At 71.0% G+C, this 16,120-nt stretch carries 16 protein-coding genes and 5 tRNA genes; 6 read left to right on the top strand and 15 right to left on the bottom strand.

What is annotated here, in order from left to right; translation table 11 throughout:
• Window positions 1–170 precede the first annotated feature (170 nt).
• The 3 genes from AB0E94_RS30280 to AB0E94_RS30270 form a co-directional block, all read right to left on the bottom strand.
• Window positions 171–1,004, bottom strand: a complete 834-nt coding sequence (locus tag AB0E94_RS30280; RefSeq protein WP_360332962.1) for a hypothetical protein — start codon at window positions 1,002–1,004, stop codon at window positions 171–173.
• A gap of 99 nt (window positions 1,005–1,103) precedes the next feature.
• Window positions 1,104–1,400: a hypothetical protein gene (locus tag AB0E94_RS30275; protein WP_360332959.1), complete on the bottom strand. Its 297-nt coding sequence runs from the start codon at window positions 1,398–1,400 to the stop codon at window positions 1,104–1,106.
• Window positions 1,381–2,256, bottom strand: coding sequence for a LysR family transcriptional regulator (locus AB0E94_RS30270; RefSeq protein WP_360332956.1), 876 nt, complete (start codon window positions 2,254–2,256; stop codon window positions 1,381–1,383). The genes AB0E94_RS30275 and AB0E94_RS30270 overlap by 20 nt, the downstream gene beginning before the upstream one ends.
• A 70-nt stretch (window positions 2,257–2,326) precedes the next feature.
• Between AB0E94_RS30270 and AB0E94_RS30265 the strand changes: the two genes are divergently transcribed.
• Together AB0E94_RS30265 and AB0E94_RS30260 are read left to right on the top strand one after the other, a co-directional pair.
• Window positions 2,327–2,923: a short chain dehydrogenase gene (locus AB0E94_RS30265; protein WP_360332953.1), complete on the top strand. Its 597-nt coding sequence runs from the start codon at window positions 2,327–2,329 to the stop codon at window positions 2,921–2,923.
• A gap of 24 nt (window positions 2,924–2,947) precedes the next feature.
• Window positions 2,948–3,973, top strand: a complete 1,026-nt coding sequence (locus tag AB0E94_RS30260) for an FAD-dependent monooxygenase (RefSeq protein ID WP_360332950.1) — start codon at window positions 2,948–2,950, stop codon at window positions 3,971–3,973.
• 3 nt (window positions 3,974–3,976) lie between these two features.
• On the opposite strand, the gene AB0E94_RS30255 is transcribed toward AB0E94_RS30260, so the two are convergent.
• The 3 genes from AB0E94_RS30255 to AB0E94_RS30245 form a co-directional block, all read right to left on the bottom strand.
• Window positions 3,977–4,462 (bottom strand): VOC family protein, encoded by a 486-nt coding sequence (locus AB0E94_RS30255; RefSeq protein WP_360332947.1) that lies wholly within the window; start codon window positions 4,460–4,462, stop codon window positions 3,977–3,979.
• Window positions 4,463–4,511: 49 nt separating this feature from the next.
• Window positions 4,512–5,546: a YbhN family protein gene (locus tag AB0E94_RS30250; protein ID WP_360332944.1), complete on the bottom strand. Its 1,035-nt coding sequence runs from the start codon at window positions 5,544–5,546 to the stop codon at window positions 4,512–4,514.
• Window positions 5,547–5,609: 63 nt separating this feature from the next.
• Window positions 5,610–6,452 carry an NAD-dependent epimerase/dehydratase family protein gene (locus AB0E94_RS30245; protein WP_360332941.1) on the bottom strand — a complete coding sequence of 281 codons (843 nt, stop codon included), beginning with the start codon at window positions 6,450–6,452 and terminating at the stop codon, window positions 5,610–5,612.
• A gap of 87 nt (window positions 6,453–6,539) precedes the next feature.
• Here AB0E94_RS30245 and AB0E94_RS30240 point away from each other — a divergent pair, with 87 nt between their 5' ends.
• The gene (locus AB0E94_RS30240; RefSeq protein WP_360332938.1) at window positions 6,540–7,469 is read left to right on the top strand and encodes an AraC family transcriptional regulator; all 930 of its coding nucleotides are present in this window, start codon (window positions 6,540–6,542) and stop codon (window positions 7,467–7,469) included.
• 5 nt (window positions 7,470–7,474) lie between these two features.
• On the opposite strand, the gene AB0E94_RS30235 is transcribed toward AB0E94_RS30240, so the two are convergent.
• Window positions 7,475–8,629, bottom strand: coding sequence for an RICIN domain-containing protein (locus tag AB0E94_RS30235; protein ID WP_360332935.1), 1,155 nt, complete (start codon window positions 8,627–8,629; stop codon window positions 7,475–7,477).
• 250 nt (window positions 8,630–8,879) lie between these two features.
• Between AB0E94_RS30235 and AB0E94_RS30230 the strand changes: the two genes are divergently transcribed.
• Complete coding sequence (locus AB0E94_RS30230) at window positions 8,880–9,737, top strand: hypothetical protein (protein WP_360332932.1); 858 nt, start codon at window positions 8,880–8,882, stop codon at window positions 9,735–9,737.
• A gap of 13 nt (window positions 9,738–9,750) precedes the next feature.
• Here the strand turns inward: AB0E94_RS30230 and AB0E94_RS30225 are convergent, their stop codons facing one another.
• The 3 genes from AB0E94_RS30225 to AB0E94_RS30215 all read right to left on the bottom strand — a co-directional run bounded on the left by AB0E94_RS30225 (window position 9,751) and on the right by AB0E94_RS30215 (window position 14,023).
• Window positions 9,751–11,247: a polysaccharide deacetylase family protein gene (locus AB0E94_RS30225; RefSeq protein WP_360332929.1), complete on the bottom strand. Its 1,497-nt coding sequence runs from the start codon at window positions 11,245–11,247 to the stop codon at window positions 9,751–9,753.
• A 238-nt stretch (window positions 11,248–11,485) separates the two neighbouring features.
• Entirely contained in the window at window positions 11,486–13,576 is a 2,091-nt protein-coding gene (locus AB0E94_RS30220; protein ID WP_360332926.1) for a M14 family zinc carboxypeptidase, read from the bottom strand.
• 78 nt (window positions 13,577–13,654) lie between these two features.
• Entirely contained in the window at window positions 13,655–14,023 is a 369-nt protein-coding gene (locus AB0E94_RS30215) for a hypothetical protein (protein ID WP_360332923.1), read from the bottom strand.
• A 130-nt stretch (window positions 14,024–14,153) separates the two neighbouring features.
• On the opposite strand from AB0E94_RS30215, the gene AB0E94_RS30210 reads away from it, so the two are divergent.
• Both AB0E94_RS30210 and AB0E94_RS30205 read left to right on the top strand, forming a co-directional pair.
• A complete protein-coding gene (locus AB0E94_RS30210; protein ID WP_360332920.1) occupies window positions 14,154–14,375 on the top strand; it encodes a hypothetical protein in 222 nt (73 codons plus the stop codon).
• A gap of 16 nt (window positions 14,376–14,391) precedes the next feature.
• A complete protein-coding gene (locus AB0E94_RS30205) occupies window positions 14,392–15,399 on the top strand; it encodes a Gfo/Idh/MocA family oxidoreductase (RefSeq protein WP_360332917.1) in 1,008 nt (335 codons plus the stop codon).
• Here the strand turns inward: AB0E94_RS30205 and AB0E94_RS30200 are convergent.
• The 5 genes from AB0E94_RS30200 to AB0E94_RS30180 all read right to left on the bottom strand — a co-directional run bounded on the left by AB0E94_RS30200 (window position 15,400) and on the right by AB0E94_RS30180 (window position 15,787).
• Window positions 15,400–15,475 (bottom strand) — tRNA-Arg (locus AB0E94_RS30200).
• A 5-nt stretch (window positions 15,476–15,480) separates the two neighbouring features.
• Window positions 15,481–15,553: transfer RNA gene (locus AB0E94_RS30195), tRNA-Val, on the bottom strand.
• Between the two features lie 14 nt (window positions 15,554–15,567).
• Window positions 15,568–15,640: transfer RNA gene (locus tag AB0E94_RS30190), tRNA-Val, on the bottom strand.
• Window positions 15,641–15,643: 3 nt separating this feature from the next.
• Window positions 15,644–15,713: transfer RNA gene (locus AB0E94_RS30185), tRNA-Thr, on the bottom strand.
• Between the two features lie 3 nt (window positions 15,714–15,716).
• Window positions 15,717–15,787, bottom strand: a tRNA-Gln gene (locus tag AB0E94_RS30180).
• Between the last annotated feature and the right edge of the window lie 333 nt (window positions 15,788–16,120).

The raw sequence follows: 16,120 nt of genomic DNA, 5'->3' as shown, positions 1-16,120 counted from the left end.
ACCACCAGCCGTCGCCCACCACCGGAATGCGCACCGCTTTCCCGTGCTCAGCGACGGCTGAGGCCGTCAGCCGTCGCTGAGCACGGCTAAACCGCACGCATTCCAGTGCTCAGCGACGGCTCGCGGTCTGGGCCTTGACCGGGCCGGCAGGCGCGAGCACCGGCTGTCCTCTACAGGTGGCCGGTGTTGAGTTTCTTCTGGAGGGCTCGGGCGGTCTTCGGGCCGAGTTCGCCGTCCACGGTCACGCCGAGCCGGGCCTGTAGGACCCGCACCGCGTCCGAGTCGCCTGGGCCCACCGTGAAGGATCGGAGGGCCGGCCAGTGTGCGGCGACGGCCGCGGAATTCTGGTTGGAGATGACGCCGTCGTGGTCGGGGGCGCCGATGTGCCTCTGAAGTGCCACGACCGTGGGCCTGTCGATCACGCCGGACCGTGGGCGGTCGAGAACGAACCGCAGCTTCCGCGCGGATTCCGCGCCGATCACGCCGTCCAGTTCGAGCGCGCCGGGGTTCACGACGACCGGGGCCGCCGACGTCACCGGGCCCGCTGTGCCCCGGAAGCGCAGCACACACGACCAGGGCCGGTCGTAGTAGGAGCGGACGACCGTCTCGCGGCCGGTGCGGTTGCCCAGGTCGCCGCCGGTGATCTCGCCGCGTTCGTCGATCGAGGCCTGCGCGAGCTTGTTGCCGCCGACGAACATGGCCGTGTGGTGGCCGTCGGCCAGCAGCACGTCACCCGGCCGGAGGTCGTCGCGGTCCAGGTTGGGCAGCACCCGCCAGCCGCGCCGCTTGAACTGGGCGCGCATGTTGCCGGTGTAGGTGGCGCCCTTGCTCCGGCGGATGTCGTTGCCGTTCAGCAGGCCGGACCGTTCGCAGACGATGATGACCAGGGCCGAGCAGTCCGTCTCACCGCCGTCGCGGAAGTCGAGCCGGTTGAACTGGTCGTAGCCGAGGCTCCAGACCTTGCAGGCGATCTTGATCAGCTTGACCGCGTCTTCGATCGCCATGGCAGCGTGCCCTTCGGCCGGGAGTCGTCAATCTCTCCACACGCTGTCACCGTCGCCGGGGAGTCGACATCGGATGATCGACCATCGGCGCTGCGATGATCAGACGTCGTCCCAGCGGCCGGTTTCGGTGCCCCAACCGGCCGGGGCCACCTGAAGCAGCTGCTCCGGGGTCACCGAGGTCAGGTCGGCGAGGCGGAACTTCACGACCGGGACGCCGAAGGGGAACTCGACGTTCGTACCGTCGTCGAACGACACCGTGACGTGGGTGTCCGGGCCGGCCGGGTGGTTGTCCTCCCATTGCACGTGGACGACCTCGTCGGTCAGGGAGCCGTCCGGGCGTACCAGAATGAATCCCTCCAGGTCGCCTTGGGCCACGTCATCCTGATACCGAATCATGGGGGGTCATCTTAAGCGCCCGGCGGGCGTGGTCGATGAACGCGCCGGTCGCGGGATGGGTCGGGACGCGGGGCCAGAGCAGCCACACCGTCACGGTGCCGCCGTCGGTGATCGGCAGATACCTGATGCCGGGATACGGGTGGCTGCGCTCGGTGCCCTGCGCGGTCACGCCGACGGCCTCGCCGGTGGCGATCGTGGTGAGCCACTCGTCGACGTTGGCCACGTCGAAGGTGTGCGGGCGCTGGTCGCGGGGCCACAGCTGCCCGGTGGTGGCGGAGGTCGAGCAGAGCACGACCCGCTCGTCGCGGAGGTCGGCCAGCCGCACCGACGACCGGCCGGCGAGGCGATGGCCGTCCGGGACGGCGGCCAGGCGGGGCTCACGGTAGAGCTCCGCCGACAGCAGATCGCCGGGCGGGGACGGCATCAGGCGTACGATCGCCGCGTTCAGTTCCCCGCGGCGCAGCGCGGTCTCCGGGTCGTCACGGCGGTGCACCCGGACCGGGGCCGCCGGATGCTGGTCACGCCACGTCCGCAGCAGGCCGACCGTGTGGTCGCCGAGGGCGGCCCAGGCGAACCCGACGTGCAACGGTTGTGGCCCGGCGGTCGCTTCGGCGAGCGCGTCGTCGAGCTGGTTGAGGATGAGGTGGGCGCGTTCGTGCAGTCGCCGGCCGGCGTCGGTGAGGGCCAGCCGCCGGGTGGTGCGTTCCACGAGGGTCGTGCCGAGCCGTCGTTCCAGCTGGTCGAGGGTGCGGGAGAGGGCGGGCTGGCTGATCCGGAGCACGGCTGCGGCGGCGCTGATGGTGCCTTCGTCGCCGATGGCCGCCAGGGCACGCAGGTGCCGCACTTCCACATTCATAACCGTTGAGCATAGATGCCTGCGTGAACGGCATTTCCCGGCCGGCGGCAGCCGACCTAGCGTCGTCGGCATGAGGATTCTGCTCGCCGGGGCGACCGGCACTCTCGGATCGTTCCTGCACAAGGCGCTGTCGGCCCGTGGCCACGACGTGCTGGCCGTCACCCGAAACGGTGGTGACCTGCGGTACGACATCACCGATCCAGCCCAGGTCACCGCCCTGTACCGGGCGGCCGGCCGACTGGACGCCGTGGTCGGCGCCGCCGGTCACGTGCCGTTCAAGCCGGTCACCGAGATGGCCTCGGAGGACTATCTGGCGGCGTTCCACGGCAAGGTGCTCAGCCAGATCGAGCTGGTCCGCCAGGGTCTGGCCCACGTCGCCGAACGCGGGTCGTTCACGCTGATCACCGGGATTCTGGCGCGGGAGCCGATCCCGACCGGCACCGCCGCCTCGATGGCCAACGCGGCGGTGGAGGCGTTCGTGCGGGCCGCCGCCATCGAGATCGCCCCGCAGCGGATCAACGCGGTCAGCCCCAACGTCTTCACCGAGAGCCTGCCCGGGTACGGAAGCCTGTTCCCCGGCATGGGCTCGGTCGACCTGGCCGACGTCGCGCAGGCGTACATCAGGTCGGTCGAGGGGGCACAGACCGGACAGGTCTACACACTCTGAGTCGTTGTCGGCAGGATGGGGTGTGTGGCCGTACACAATGTGATCGTCATCGGTGGTGGTGTCGCGGGGACCGCGACCGCTCTCGCCTTGCGGGAGGCCGGAATCACCGCCGAGGTTTATGAGGCGCATCCGTCCGGGGCCGCCGACGGCGGGGCGTTCCTGACCGTGATGCGTAACGGGATGCTGGCGCTCGCGGAGATCGGCGCGGCCGAGGCGGTCGAGGCGGTGTCGTTCCCGGCGCGGACGGTGGCGCTGGCCGACGAGCAGGGCAACCGGCTCGGGCAGCGGCCGATCGAGGGGCCGGCCCGGACGCTCACCCGGGCCGCGCTCTACCGGGCGTTGCAGGAGCTCGCCGTCGCCCGCGGGATCAGCGTGCGGCACGGCATGCGGATGATCGGGGCGACGAGCGGGCCGGACGGGGTCGAGGCCGAGTTCGCCGACGGCAGCCGGGTCACCGGGGACGTCCTGGTCGGTGCGGACGGCATTCATTCCCGGACCCGGCGGCTCATCGATGCGGCCGCGCCCGAGCCGCGGTGGTCCGGGCAGCACATCGTGTACGGCTACACGCCCGGCAACCCGGCCGGCCTCGACGTCGGCGAGTACCAGATGATCCGTGGCAGCAAGGCGTTCGCCGGTCTGACCGTGCCCGGCGGCGACGGCCGGACCTGGTGGTTCGCCCGGCTGCCGGGCACCGGACCGGCCACCGGGCTGAGCCCGTCGCAGTGGCGGGAACTGGCCTTGGCGACGTGCCCGGCGCCGGCCTACGACGTGATCGCCGCCGGCGAGGACGTGCTGGGCTCGGACTCCTACGACATCCCGACCACACCGCACTGGCACGCCGGGCGGATGGTGCTGGCCGGTGACGCCGTGCACGCCGCGGTCCCGGCGGTCGCCCAGGGCGCGTCGATGGCCGCCGAGGACGCGGTGGCGCTGGCCGCGGCGCTGCGTGAGCACGACGGGCCGGCGGCCGCGTTCGCCGCCTACGAGCAGCGGCGCCGGGCCGAGGCGGAGGAGACGGTCGCCACGAGCGCCCGTCTGAGTTCCCAGTGATGGTCAGGCGCGACTGCGCATCTCGGTGTCGAAGGACGTCTGGGCGTACCGCATGATCTCGATCTCACCTGGATCACCGAAACGCTCGCGCATGGTTTCGGCGTCGACGTCCTCGAGGTGGGTCTGGATCCACCAGATGTTGCCGGCCGGATCTTTGATCCGGGCGCCGCGGTCGCCGATGATCCGGGAGGTCCGCAGCTCGGTGACCAGGGTGGCGCCGGCGTCGAGCGCGCGGGCGACGACCTTGTCGGCGTCGTCGACGTAGACGCTGAGCAGGCTCGGGGTGTCCGGCCACTCCGGCCGGGCGTCGAACGCCATGATGACCGACTCGCCGATCCGGATCTCGGCGTGGCCGATCGTGCCGTCCTCGTTGAGTACCCGCATGGCCGGTTCGGTGGCGAAGGCCGTCTCGACGAACCGCAGGAACCGTTCGGCGCCCTTGGCCGCGACGTACGGGGTGACCGTGGACTTGCCGCCGGGAATGCGCATGACTACCTCCGTGTGTTTCGGTGGAGGTCCAGCATCGCGGGGATTGCGGTCAGTTTCCGGCCGCATGGAGACGGTGGCGGCGGCGCAGGATCAGCCAGGAGATCCAGCCGACGCCGATGATGAAGCCGAAGCTGATGATCCGGTAGAGGACCACCGCGGCGATCGCGGTGGACGCGCTGACCCCGCCGGCCATCAGGCCCAGGATCAGGGCGCTGTCGATGATGCCGAGCCCGCCCGGGACGATGGTGACCGTGCCGGCGGCCATCCCGGCGCAGAACGCGAGCAGCAACTGGGCCGGGTTGATCGGCTCGCCGCTCACCGCCCGCACGCACATCCACAGGCAGACGGCGTCGAGCCCCCAGTTGAGCACTGCGAAGACGGCGGCGGCGATGCCGCGGCCGGGTGTGAGCCGGGCCCCGCCGAGCTGGCCCACGAAGGCGCGGACCTGATCGATGCCGTGCTCGGCGGGCCGGCGGCGGAACCGGTTGACCAGCGCGAGGACTCTGGCGGCGGCCGGGTCCACGATCGACGGGTCGTTGCTGACCCGCTGGACGCCGGCGACCAGGAGCAGGATGACCGCGCCGAGACCGGCCAGGCTGAACCAGTGCACCTCGCCGTCGGAGGCCAGCGCGCTGACCGCGGTGACGACGGCGAGGGCGGTGGTGGACAGGATGCCGGACAGCGCGATGGCCCAGGAGGCGATGGCCGGGGTGGCCCCGAAACGGCGGAGCTGCTGGTAGTTGAAGCTGGTGGAGAAGGCCGGGCCGCCGGGCAGGGTCTCGTTGAGCGAGTGCGCGGCGTAGGCGAGGGCGACGTTGCGGTAGAGCGGCACCCGCAGTCCGGCCGAGCGCAGCAGGGTGTGCTGCATGCGGGCGTACATGCCCATCGCCGCGAGCCCGGCGAAGACTGCGGCGGCGAGCCAGCCGGCGTGCGGGGCCTGCAACTGCGCGACGGCCGACGACAGTGCCGGCCAGCCGACCACGAGTTCGGCGGCGAACAGCACGAGCAGCGCCGCCACTAGGGCGCCCCGCAGCCACCGGCGGCGTCTGGCCACCGGGTCGGGGCGTTCGAGAGCCACGGCCATGCTCTCTGTTTCGGTCCGCACGGCCGTGGCTTGATGATTCATCGCCTCGGACACCTCCCCAATTTAAAGCGAACGTTCGTTCGGGACAAGCTGTCGTGACGTCCACCCCATCCCACGGAGCCGGCCCGCGTCGAGCGCGGCGTCCATGGCCAGGAAACCGGCGAGCGGGCCGTGCGCAGCCAGCGCCTCGGCGTGGGTCCAGGACGCCACCGGCACACCCGCGGCCGCGCCGATCGCGGTGACCAGGTCGGCCATCGTCACCGGGACCATCTCGGCGCAGTGGAACACCCCGGTGGCCCCGGTCTCCACGATCAGCGCGTACGCCTCGGCGAGATCGTCGACGTGAACCGTCGACCAGCGGTTCTGCCCGTCGCCGGCATATCTGGCGATCCCGTCGGCGCGGGCCCGCTCCACCAGACCGGCGACCGGGCCGCCGCCACGGCCGTACACCATCGGCGGCCGGACCACCGCGCCGCGCACCCGGGCCGCGGTCAGGACCCGCTGCTCCGCGTCGGCCAGCCAGGCCAGCGGCCCCACCGGCTCGGCGGTGTCCTCCTCGACGACCGGCTCCCGCGACGAACGCGCCCGCGGCGCTCCGGTGGTGGTGACGAACGAACCACCCGCCATCGCGCCCAGCATCGCCCGCACCGCGGCGGCGTCGGTGGCCGGCCGGTCGTCGCCCGCGCTCGCCGCGGTGTGCACCACCGCGTCGCCGGCCGCGGCCGCCGCGGCCAGCACCATGACGTCGGTGAGACTGCCCCGCACCGGTTCCGCTCCGGCCTCGCGGACCAGCTTCTCGGCGACGTCACTACGGGCCAGCCCCCGCACGCGATGCCCGCGCGCGAGAAGTGCCCGGGTCACCGCCGAGCCGATGTATCCGCTGGCCCCGGTCACGAAAACGTCCACATCGAACTCCTGACAAGACATCGAAGGGTGTGCGATCGACGCTAGGCACCAGGCCGCGGTCCGGGAATGTGACAGAGTGCGGATGCCATGCGCGATCGTTCAGCCCCCGATGTCCTCACCGCCGTCCTGCGACACGTCCGGATCAGCACGAGCCACCTCGCCCGGGTCGAGCTCGGCGCGCCCTGGGGCGTACGCCTGCCGCCACGCGCCACCGTGTCGCTGCATCACGTCCTCAGCGGCAACGCCTGGCTCACCGGCGTCGGCCGGGAAACCGCCGCCCGCAGCGGCGACCTGCTGATCCTCACGCACGAGACGGCGTACGAACTGCGTCACCAGCCGGGCGCCCCGGTCGCCGACGAACCCGCCTGGCCGCAGCCCTCGCCGTTGTCGGTGCGCCGGCGGCACGGCGGGCCGGGAGCCCGGACCGTCCTGCTCTGCGCCGAACTGCACGTCGCCGGCGCGGCCCGGACCACCCTGGTCCGAGCGCTGCCACCGGTCGCCCACCTGCCCGCCGGAGCGGTCCCCGGCCTGGACGCGATCCTCGACCTGCTGCGCGACGAGGTACGCACCGCCCGGCCCGGCGCCGAACTCGTCGCGGCCCGGCTCACCGAACTGCTGCTCGTGCAGGGCATCCGCGCCGAACTGGACCGCCACACCGAACCGGGCACCTGGCGCGCCGCCCTCACCGACGACCACATCGCCCGCGCGCTCGACGCCATGTACACCGCCCCGGAACGCCCGTGGACCCTGGTGACCCTGGCCCGCGCCGCGGGCCTGAGCCGGACGACGTTCGCCACCCGGTTCCGCGCGCTGGTCGGCGAGACACCGTTCGCGCACCTGACCCGCTGGCGGATGGCGCTCGCCAAGGACCTGCTCCGCGAGGAGCCGGCGAGCACGCTCGCCACCATCGCGGCCCGGGTGGGCTACGCCGACGAGTTCACGTTCAGCACGGCCTTCCGCCGCGAGGTCGGCGAGCCACCCGGCACCTACCGCACATCGGACCGCGGCGGCCGGTAGCCGGATCAGCCGAGGCGCCAGAGCTGGTTGTTCTGGCCGGTGGTGGTGCAGTCCCAGATCTGCAACCGGGTGCCGTTCGCGGTGCCACGTTCAACGGCATCAAGGCATTTTCCGGAGTACGGGTTGAGCATCGTCCCGTCGCCACGGGCGATCCACTGCTGGGCGATGCCGTTCGGAATGCACGTCCACAGCCACACCTCGGAGCCGTTGGCGGTGCCCGCACCCCGCACGTCGAGGCACTTACCGGACTGCGGGTTGACCCACGCGTTGCCGGATCGGCGCCACTGCTGGTTCCAGCCGCCGTGGCAGTCCCACAGGATCACGGAGGTGCCGTCGCCGGTACCCCAGCCGGCCAGGTCCAGGCAGCGGTTGCTGCCCACACCGCGGATCACGGTGCTCGTAGCCGTACCACCGTTGAGGTTGAAGGAGAACCGGTCGACGGCCAGGCCGGTGCCGCCGGTCCAGGGTTCGAATCCGGCTTGGACGCTGGTGAGGAACCAGGCCGGATCGATCTGCCGGCGGGCCACCGCGTCGTCGGTGAACGCCTTGACGCTGAAGTCGTTCATCGTGTTGGCCGGGGTGGTGCGCACGTAGGAGACGACGTTCCAGCCGATGTTGCCGATCCAGACGTCCCAGGTGCCGCCTTCGAGGTTCACCGAGGCGACCCGGGAGCCGATCGGCTGCGGCCGGCCGCGGTGGTTGGTCCAGATCATCAGCTCGGCGCCGTAGTTCTGGCCGGGCGGGTTGGCCGAGGCGTCGAACCACAGGTCGAACGCGGCATCCCATTCACCGGAGTTCGGCGTGGAGATGTTGAACGTGGCACGCGGGTTGCCGAAGTCCCGGACCCGCACCGGCAGGCCGCTGCCGGTGGTGCAGTTGCCGTAGTGGCAGCCGGCGTAGATCGACGGGTACGAGGCGGGCGGCCCGTTGGTGGCGTTGTTGTGGTCGGCCCGGGTGATCCGGAAGCCCGCCCCGTCGACGCTGATGCACTGAGCGGTGCTCGCACCCCAGCGGTTGTTCTGCACGATGTAGCGCCCACCTTCGACGGTCACCGTCCCGTACTGCTCACACGTCTCGACGGCGGCCCGCGCCGGCCCCGCGACCAGCACCGCGGCGGCCGTCACCACCGCCGCGACCACGATTCTGCACAGCCCTCGCATGGGTTCTTCCCTTCACCGGCACCGGATGGGAGCGATCCCAGCGAGTGTCCGGCCGAACCCGCAAGACATCCATGAGTTTCGAAACTTGACGTTGCCGTGACCAGGATTGCCGATGACGCTGGTTCGCATCCACGCATCGAGCCGACGTTCCCGCTGATCCACCGCGTGACCGCCGGAGTGTGGGGCCGACGCGACAGGCCGCCGGCCCACCGGGCATGCTGCCTGTTGATCGAGGCGGAAGAGGTGGCTGATGGTACGGCTGGCGTGGGTGTCGGCGCGCGAGGCGCTGGGACGCGACGAGGACGAGGCGCTGGCCCTGCCGGCGTTGCGGGACGCCGGCGTCGACGTCGACGTGGTGGTGTGGGACGACCCGGCGGTGCGCTGGGACTCGTACGACCGGGCAGTGTTGCGTTCGGCCTGGGACTACCCGCAGCGGCTCGGCCGTTTCCTGGAGTGGCTGGACCGGGTCGCCGCGGTCACCGACCTGCGCAATCCGGCCCCGATGGTGCGCTGGAGCCTGGACAAGCACTATCTGGCCGACCTCGACCGGGCCGGCGTGCCGATCACCCCGACGGCCTTCGTCGAACCCGGTGACGAGCCGGTGTTCCCGGCCGGCCGGTTCGTGGTGAAGCCGGCGATCGGCGCCGGCAGCCGGGACGCCGCCTGGTACGACCCGGCCGACCGGCCGGTGGCGCTGGCGCATGTACGCCGGCTGCACGAGGCCGGCGCGAGCGTCCTGGTCCAGCCGATGCTGAAGTCGGTCGCCGAGGACGGCGAATGGCCGCTGGTGTTCCTCGCCGGCCGGTACAGCCACGCCGCGAGCAAACGGGTGGCGCTGCCCCGGGCCGGACTGGTCGAGGACCTGTTCGCCGAGGAGACCAACGTGCCCTATCAGGCTGAACCCGAGCAGATCGCCGTCGCCCAGCGGGCCGTCGACCTGGTCACCGAGCGTTTCGGCGTCCCGCTGTACGCCCGCGTCGACCTCGTTCGCGACGACGACGGGAAGGCTTGCGTGCTGGAGGTGGAACTCGTGGAGCCGTCGCTGTTCCTGCCGCAGGCGCCACCGGAGGCGGCGGCCCGTCTCGCTGCGGCGCTGCGCGACGGCTGACAGCTAGGTCAGCTCAGGTCAGGGCGACGAACTTCAGGCCCTGGGCCTGCAGGGCCGGGATCACCGTCTTCAGCGAGGCCAGCGTCTGGGAGCGGTCGCCGCCGCCGTCGTGACAGAGCAGGATCTGGCCGGGCCGGGCGGCCAGCATGCGGTTGGTGATGTGGGCGACGCCGGGCTGGGCCCAGTCGCGCGGGTCGTTGGTCCAGTCCATTGCGATCACGTTGCTCTTGGAGACCGCCCCGGCCAGCCCGTCGGACCAGGCGCCGCCGGGCGCGCGGAACAGGCTCGGCGTCGCCCCGGTGGTGCTGTAGATCTTGTCCTGGGCCCGGTGGATCTCCTTGATCATCTTGTGGGGCGGCAGCTGGGCCAGGTCGATCGGGTGGCTCCAGGTGTGGTTGGCGATCTGGTGGCCGTCGGCGGCGACGTCCTTCGCGGTGTTCTCGTGGCCGAGAACCTGGTTGCCGATCATGCAGAACAGCGCCGGCACGTGGTACTTCTCCAGCAGCCGCAGAATGGGCGGGGTCCACACCGGGTGCGGGCCGTCGTCGATGGTGAGCGCGATCGAATCGGCCGGGAACGGGTCGCCCGGGACCAGTTTGCGGAAGTCCGCCAGGGTATGAACCGGAACCTTCACGACCGGGGTGGTGGGCTGCGGCGAGCTGGGCCTCGGGGACGGGTGCTGAGCCGGCGGCGGCTCGCTGACCTGCAGGTTGGGGGCCTTGGCGGCCTCCGGCTCGCCACGTCCGGCGAGGGCCGCGATCGTGCCACCGGCCAGAGCGGTCCCGGCGACGGCCGACAGACCCCACAAAAGGCGACGACGACCAAACCTCTGGGGTACGGCGACAGGCGCCACCGGCGCGACCGGAAGCGCGACCGTCGGCTCCGACGGCGGCGGGGTGACCGTCGGCGCGGGCCGCTGGGCCGGCACGGACGGCAGAGCGACCGTCGGCTCCGGCGCGGGCCGGGGCGACGGCGGGATCGACAGGGCGACCGTCGGTTCCGCGTCGGGTGTGCGCTTGAGCGGCAGGGCCACCTTCGCTTCCGGCGAGATCCGGGGCTTGGGCAGCGCGATCGTCGGTTCAGCCGGGGCGGAGATCACCGCGGTCGGCTCGGACTCCGCAGCCTCGGACGCGGCGGCCAGCTCCCCCGCCGAGAGAGCGACCGTCTCCTCACCGCCATCGTCCAACAGCGCTACCGTCTCCTCGCCGCCATCCTCCGACAGCGCGACCGTTTCCTCGCCGTCCTCCGGCACCGACAGCGCAACGGTCTCCTCGCCGCCATCCTCCGGCGCCGACAGCGCGACGGTCTCCTCGCCGTCCTCCTCCGGCACCGACAGCTCCACCGTCTCGTCCGCGGCCTCCGTGTCGGCCGGCAGATCGACTGTCGGCTCGGCGGCCGGCAGGGCGACCGTCGGCTCCCCGGGCTCACTCAACACGGCCGTGGGCTCGGCCGTCTCATCGACCGCGGGCATGCTGTCCTGGGTTGCCGGGGTGGGCTTATCGGTGTTCATCGGTGGGATTGTCGCGCCCACGGTCAAATCGGTCTTCGTCTGTGTCTCGGCTGTGAATCAGCTGCGTCAACGGGGTTCGCGCACGCTCTCACCAGCAACGAGAACGGCAGGTGATCATGCGCTCACAGCGCACCTGGACCACCTCCCGGGCAACGCCCCGGATCGACGATTTTCGTGGTGTCCGTCACATCCGGGCGGCGCCGGCCCCAGCAGGAACCGGCACCGCCCGGTAGTGGGGTCAGGGCGTCGTCGCCTGGTCCCGCGCGATCCGGACCAGTTCGATCAGACCGCCCGCATACTCCTGGGACTCGGCGTGCGCCTCGTCGAACGGAGGCTGGAAGCCGACCCCCTCCCATTCCTGGGTCGCGTCGTTCCAGAGATCGTTGCCGACCTCGAAGTTCCACGCCGTGATGCCGAGGTCGTAGTAGAGGTGGTCGGCCGAGTTGCCGGCCGCCGAGTAGAGCACGTCAGCGACCGGGCCGGTGTAGGCCGGCCAGGTCACCGTGCCGCGCTCGGCGGAGATGGCGCCGACGATCCGCCTGGCGCTGTCCAGGAAGAACTTGGACTCGTCGATCGACGGCCGGGGCAGCGTGACCCGGCCCGGAACCTTGTAGGCGCCCGGCGACCACATGAAGTAGCCGCCGTAGCTGTGCACGTTCAGCGAGAACCTGATGTTGCTGTGCTGCGAGGCCAGCGCGACCACGTTGCGGCTCTCCGCCTCGGACAGTTCCGCGGTGCCGGCGTAGGTGCCGGACAGGCAGTTCGCACTGCCGCCGACATAGCCGTCGAAGTAGGAGCCGACCCCGTAGTTGCGGTTCACGTCGACGCCCCACGAGTCGCGGTAGCGCGGATCCCGGGTCGCGCCGGCACAGTGGTTGACCAGGTTCTTGCGCTGGAAGTTGAAGTCGTTGAACGAGTAGTTCGCCCCGTCCGGGTTCACCGTCGGGATGATGAACACGTCCGTCGAGTCGACCAGTGCCCGGGTGGCCGGGTCGGTCGCGTAGTTGGCCAGCAGCCGTTCCGCGAACTCCAGCGTGACCAGCGGCGTCGCCCACTCCCGGGCGTGCTCCTGGGAGTAGGCCAGCACGCCGGGCCTCGACCCGTCCCGGTACTTGCCGATCCGCAGCGCCTGCACCGTCTGCGGGCCGCGCGGCACCTCGGTGCCCTCCAGGCCGTCGTCGAGCCGCACCGGGGCGACCACGGGCATCGGCAGTCCGGCCGAGCCGTCCTCGACGACGGCCCGGAAACGCTGCGGGAAGCGGGCGGTGATGAACGCGGCGACCTCGTCGGTCGTGCTGATCACCTTGCCTCCGGCATCGGTGGCGAGAGTCACGGTCAAGACCCGGTCACGGTACGCGGCGGACAGCACCCGATTCGGCCGGCCCGGGTCGACCGTGCGCACCTGGACGCCGTTCAGCCCCTGGTCACCGAACTTGACCGACTCGACGACGACCGCCGCTACCGCCGGGTCACCGAGGTACGCGCTGGCCGTACGCCGATAGCCCTGGGTCTTGTTGGGCAGTTTGATGACGTCGACCAGGGCCGGATACTGCCGGTGGAGCCGCCGGATCCGGGCGTTGATGTCGGTCGGCGTCATGTAGGCGGTGATGAAGTCCTTCTGGTATCCGCTGGGCAGCGCCGGCGGGGTGGCGCCCGGCCAGGCCTGCGGGGTGACCGCGCGGGTCTGGCCGCCGAGGCTGGAGGCCGCGGTGACTGACACCGGCTGCGCGGGCAGCGGCTGGGGCAGCGCGTAGTGGTACTGGTATTCGCCGGCGTCCTCGAACCTGATCAGCGGGTAGGAGCCGGTGACGCCGTCCGCGGTACGCCAGGTGACGGTGATCTCGGCGTCCGGATCGTCGGTGGCGGTGGTGGCGACCTGGGTCTGCAGGAAGGTGCGACCGTTGCTGCTCCACCAGTAGGCCTGGAGGAACTTCAGGGTGTCGGCGGCGGCCGGTGCGACGGTCCGGCTCTCGGCGAGCCGGCGGGCGGCGTCGGACTCCCGCTGGATCAGCTGTACGGCGGTGGCGCCCTCACCGGTCAGGGCGCTGAGCTCACGGTCGTCGATGACCACGTCGAGCAGGATCGCCTCGGGCACGACCCGTGGCCGCGCGGCGATGTCGGCGCCCCGGGCGAGCAGGCGATCGACGGCGGCCTCGTCGGGCAACTGGAAGCGGATCAGGGCCCGCTCACCGGCGGCAAGCGTGATCGGCGCAGTCGCGGGCGCCTGGGCCGGGGCGGCGACCGGACCGGCGGCGGCCGGTCCGGTGATGAGCAGTGCGGCGGTCAGGACGGTGGCGGCGGTGGCCGACCAGCGATGTCCGGACGACATGGAACCTCCTGCGGCTGTGAAGGATGTCGTGATCCAACGCAACCTAGAGATCGCCATATGTCAATACGTGAGGTCCATTTAGCTCCCCGCGGCGCCGGGCTCGCTCTCCAGATAGATGCGGTTGATGGCGCTGCCGGAGTCCAGCGACGACACGAAGGCGGTGACCGTCTTGTTCGCGGTCAAGGCGGCCAAAGCGGTGGCCATGACCTGTTCCGGGGCCTCCCGGGCCTCGAACCAGGTGTTCTGGAGCCGCCCGTTCGGCTGGTTCAGCAGGACGAGGAACTTGCCCGCGTCGGCGGCCGGCCCGGCAGCCCGGACCGTGCATCCGTAGCAGCGATACTCGACCTCGCCCTGCTGGGCGGCCGACACCGCCGAACCACCGAAGGCGAGACACCCCGCGGTCACCGCCGCGACCACCGTCGACCGCCACATTCCTGTCCGGCTCATCTGCTTCCTCACGATCCTCTGACTGCGTCGTCTGAGGTGAAGCTAAACGGCCGCGGTTCGCCGATCGGCCGGATCACCGCTCGGCTACCCCTGCGGGTGATCATCAGCCAGGCCGGGCCGACCTGGAATCATGGCCGGCGTGACACCTGAGGAACACGCCGCCCGCGCCGCCGAACTCGTCGCCGAAGCCGAACGGCTCTACCAGATCTGCCTGGTCGACTACGAGACCAACATCAACGAGGACGATCATTCCGAGGAACCGTACGTTCCCGGCGCCGACCTGGCGATGCTGAGCGCCACGACCCAGCTCGCCCAGGCCCACGCCGCACTGGCGCAGTTGGGGCTGCGGTAGGCGTACCGTCAAGGTCGTGGATGGCTCGGAGCGCGCCGGAGGCCACATGGACAGCGGATCCCGGCCGATGCGCATCGGCGTGCTCGGGGCGGCCCGCATCGTCAAGAACGCCCTGATCGACCCGGCCCGCCTGGTCGACGGTGTCGAGGTCGAGGCGATCGCCGCCCGCGACCACGACCGGGCCCGGCGCTACGCGGCCCGCCACGGCATCCGGTTCGCGCACCCGTCGTACCAGGAGCTGCTGGCCGACCCGGTCCTCGACGCCGTCTACATTCCGCTGCCCGCCGCCCTGCACGCGCGGTGGGCCGTCGCGGCCATCGAAGCCGACAAACACGTGCTGTGCGAGAAACCGTTCACCAGCAACACGGCAGCCGCCGAGGAGATCGCCGCGGCCGCCGTCGGCTCGGACTGCGTGGTGATGGAGGCCTACCACTCCCATCACCATCCGCTTCAGGCCCGGCTGCGCGACATCCTCGCCTCCGGCGAGCTCGGGCGGATCGTCACCGCCCGCGCCACGTTCTGCGTGCCGATCCCACCCGGCCGCGACATCCGCTGGAATCTCGCGCTCGGCGGCGGTGGCTTGCTCGACGTCGGCTATTACCCGGTACGGCAGCTGCGTGACCTGTTCGGCAGCGCGCCCGAGGTGACCGCCGCCCGGGCCTGGCAGCGCGGCGGCATCGACCGGCTGATCACGGCGACCCTACGGTTCGAGTCGGGCGTGGAAGGCCACATCGTCTCCTCGATCTGGTCACGTCACCTGCTCAGCGCCGCACTGGAGGTGACCGGCTCGGACGGCCGGATGCGGGTGTCGTGGCCGTACCATCCGCATCTACGCGGCCGGATCAGCATCCGGGCACGTCACGGTTCGCGGACCGAGACACCCGAGAGACGTTCGACGTACGCCTACCAGCTGGAGGCCTTCCGCGACGCCCGCACCACCGGCGTCGGTCCGGCCGAGGCGGTCGCCCAGATGCGTACCCTGGACGCCATCTACCGAGCCGCGGGCATGTCCCCACGCCCATGATGGTGCCCCCGGCTGGATTCGAACCAGCGACCTCCAGGTTCGGAACCTGGCGCTCTCTCCGCTGAGCCACGGGGGCGTGCGTACCCGAGCCGGGACTCGAACCCGGGACAGCCGGTGTGTAAAACCGGAGCTCTTGCCGCTGAGCTACTCAGGCGTGCTGCTACTGCGTGTTCCGGCCTGGAATCGAACCAGGGACCTCCGTCTTGTCGAGGCGGTGCTCTACCAATTGAGCTACCGGAACGTGAGCCTTCGGCAGGCCTCGAACCTGCGTCGCCCGCCGTACCAGGGCGGGGCCCGTCCCGTCGGGCGAAGGCATGCTGGGGGTGCGGGATTCGAACCCACATAACCGAGGTCAAAGCTCGGCGGCCTGCCATTAGCCGAACCCCCACGGGCACATTTAATGACCATTCCGAAAATGAGGAAGCCGCCCATTTCGCCGGTTGACGAGGGCGGCCCAGGCGCATGAAATGCTGCGCTAGCCGCTCCACCGGACCAGGTCGAAGCCGGTTTGTCGAACTCGGAACCGCCGGTCAATCACGCAGTTCACATTCAACTCCCTTCACGGCTGTTTCGGATCCGGCCGCGGCAGCGGCGTTGAGGACACTCTGCCTCATCCATGAGGGGCCGCGCGACTCATTTAACGCGTCATATTCGGGGTGTGCGGTCGCCATCCACCGATCGGTTGGTCGCACGTACCGCCCCTCGTTGGATGAAGTGGCCG

This window comes from Actinoplanes sp. NPDC026670 (assembly GCF_040638175.1).
GTDB lineage: Bacteria > Actinomycetota > Actinomycetes > Mycobacteriales > Micromonosporaceae > Actinoplanes.
The sequence above is the reverse complement of the archived record's forward strand: the minus strand, read 5'-3'. Positions and strand labels throughout refer to the sequence as shown.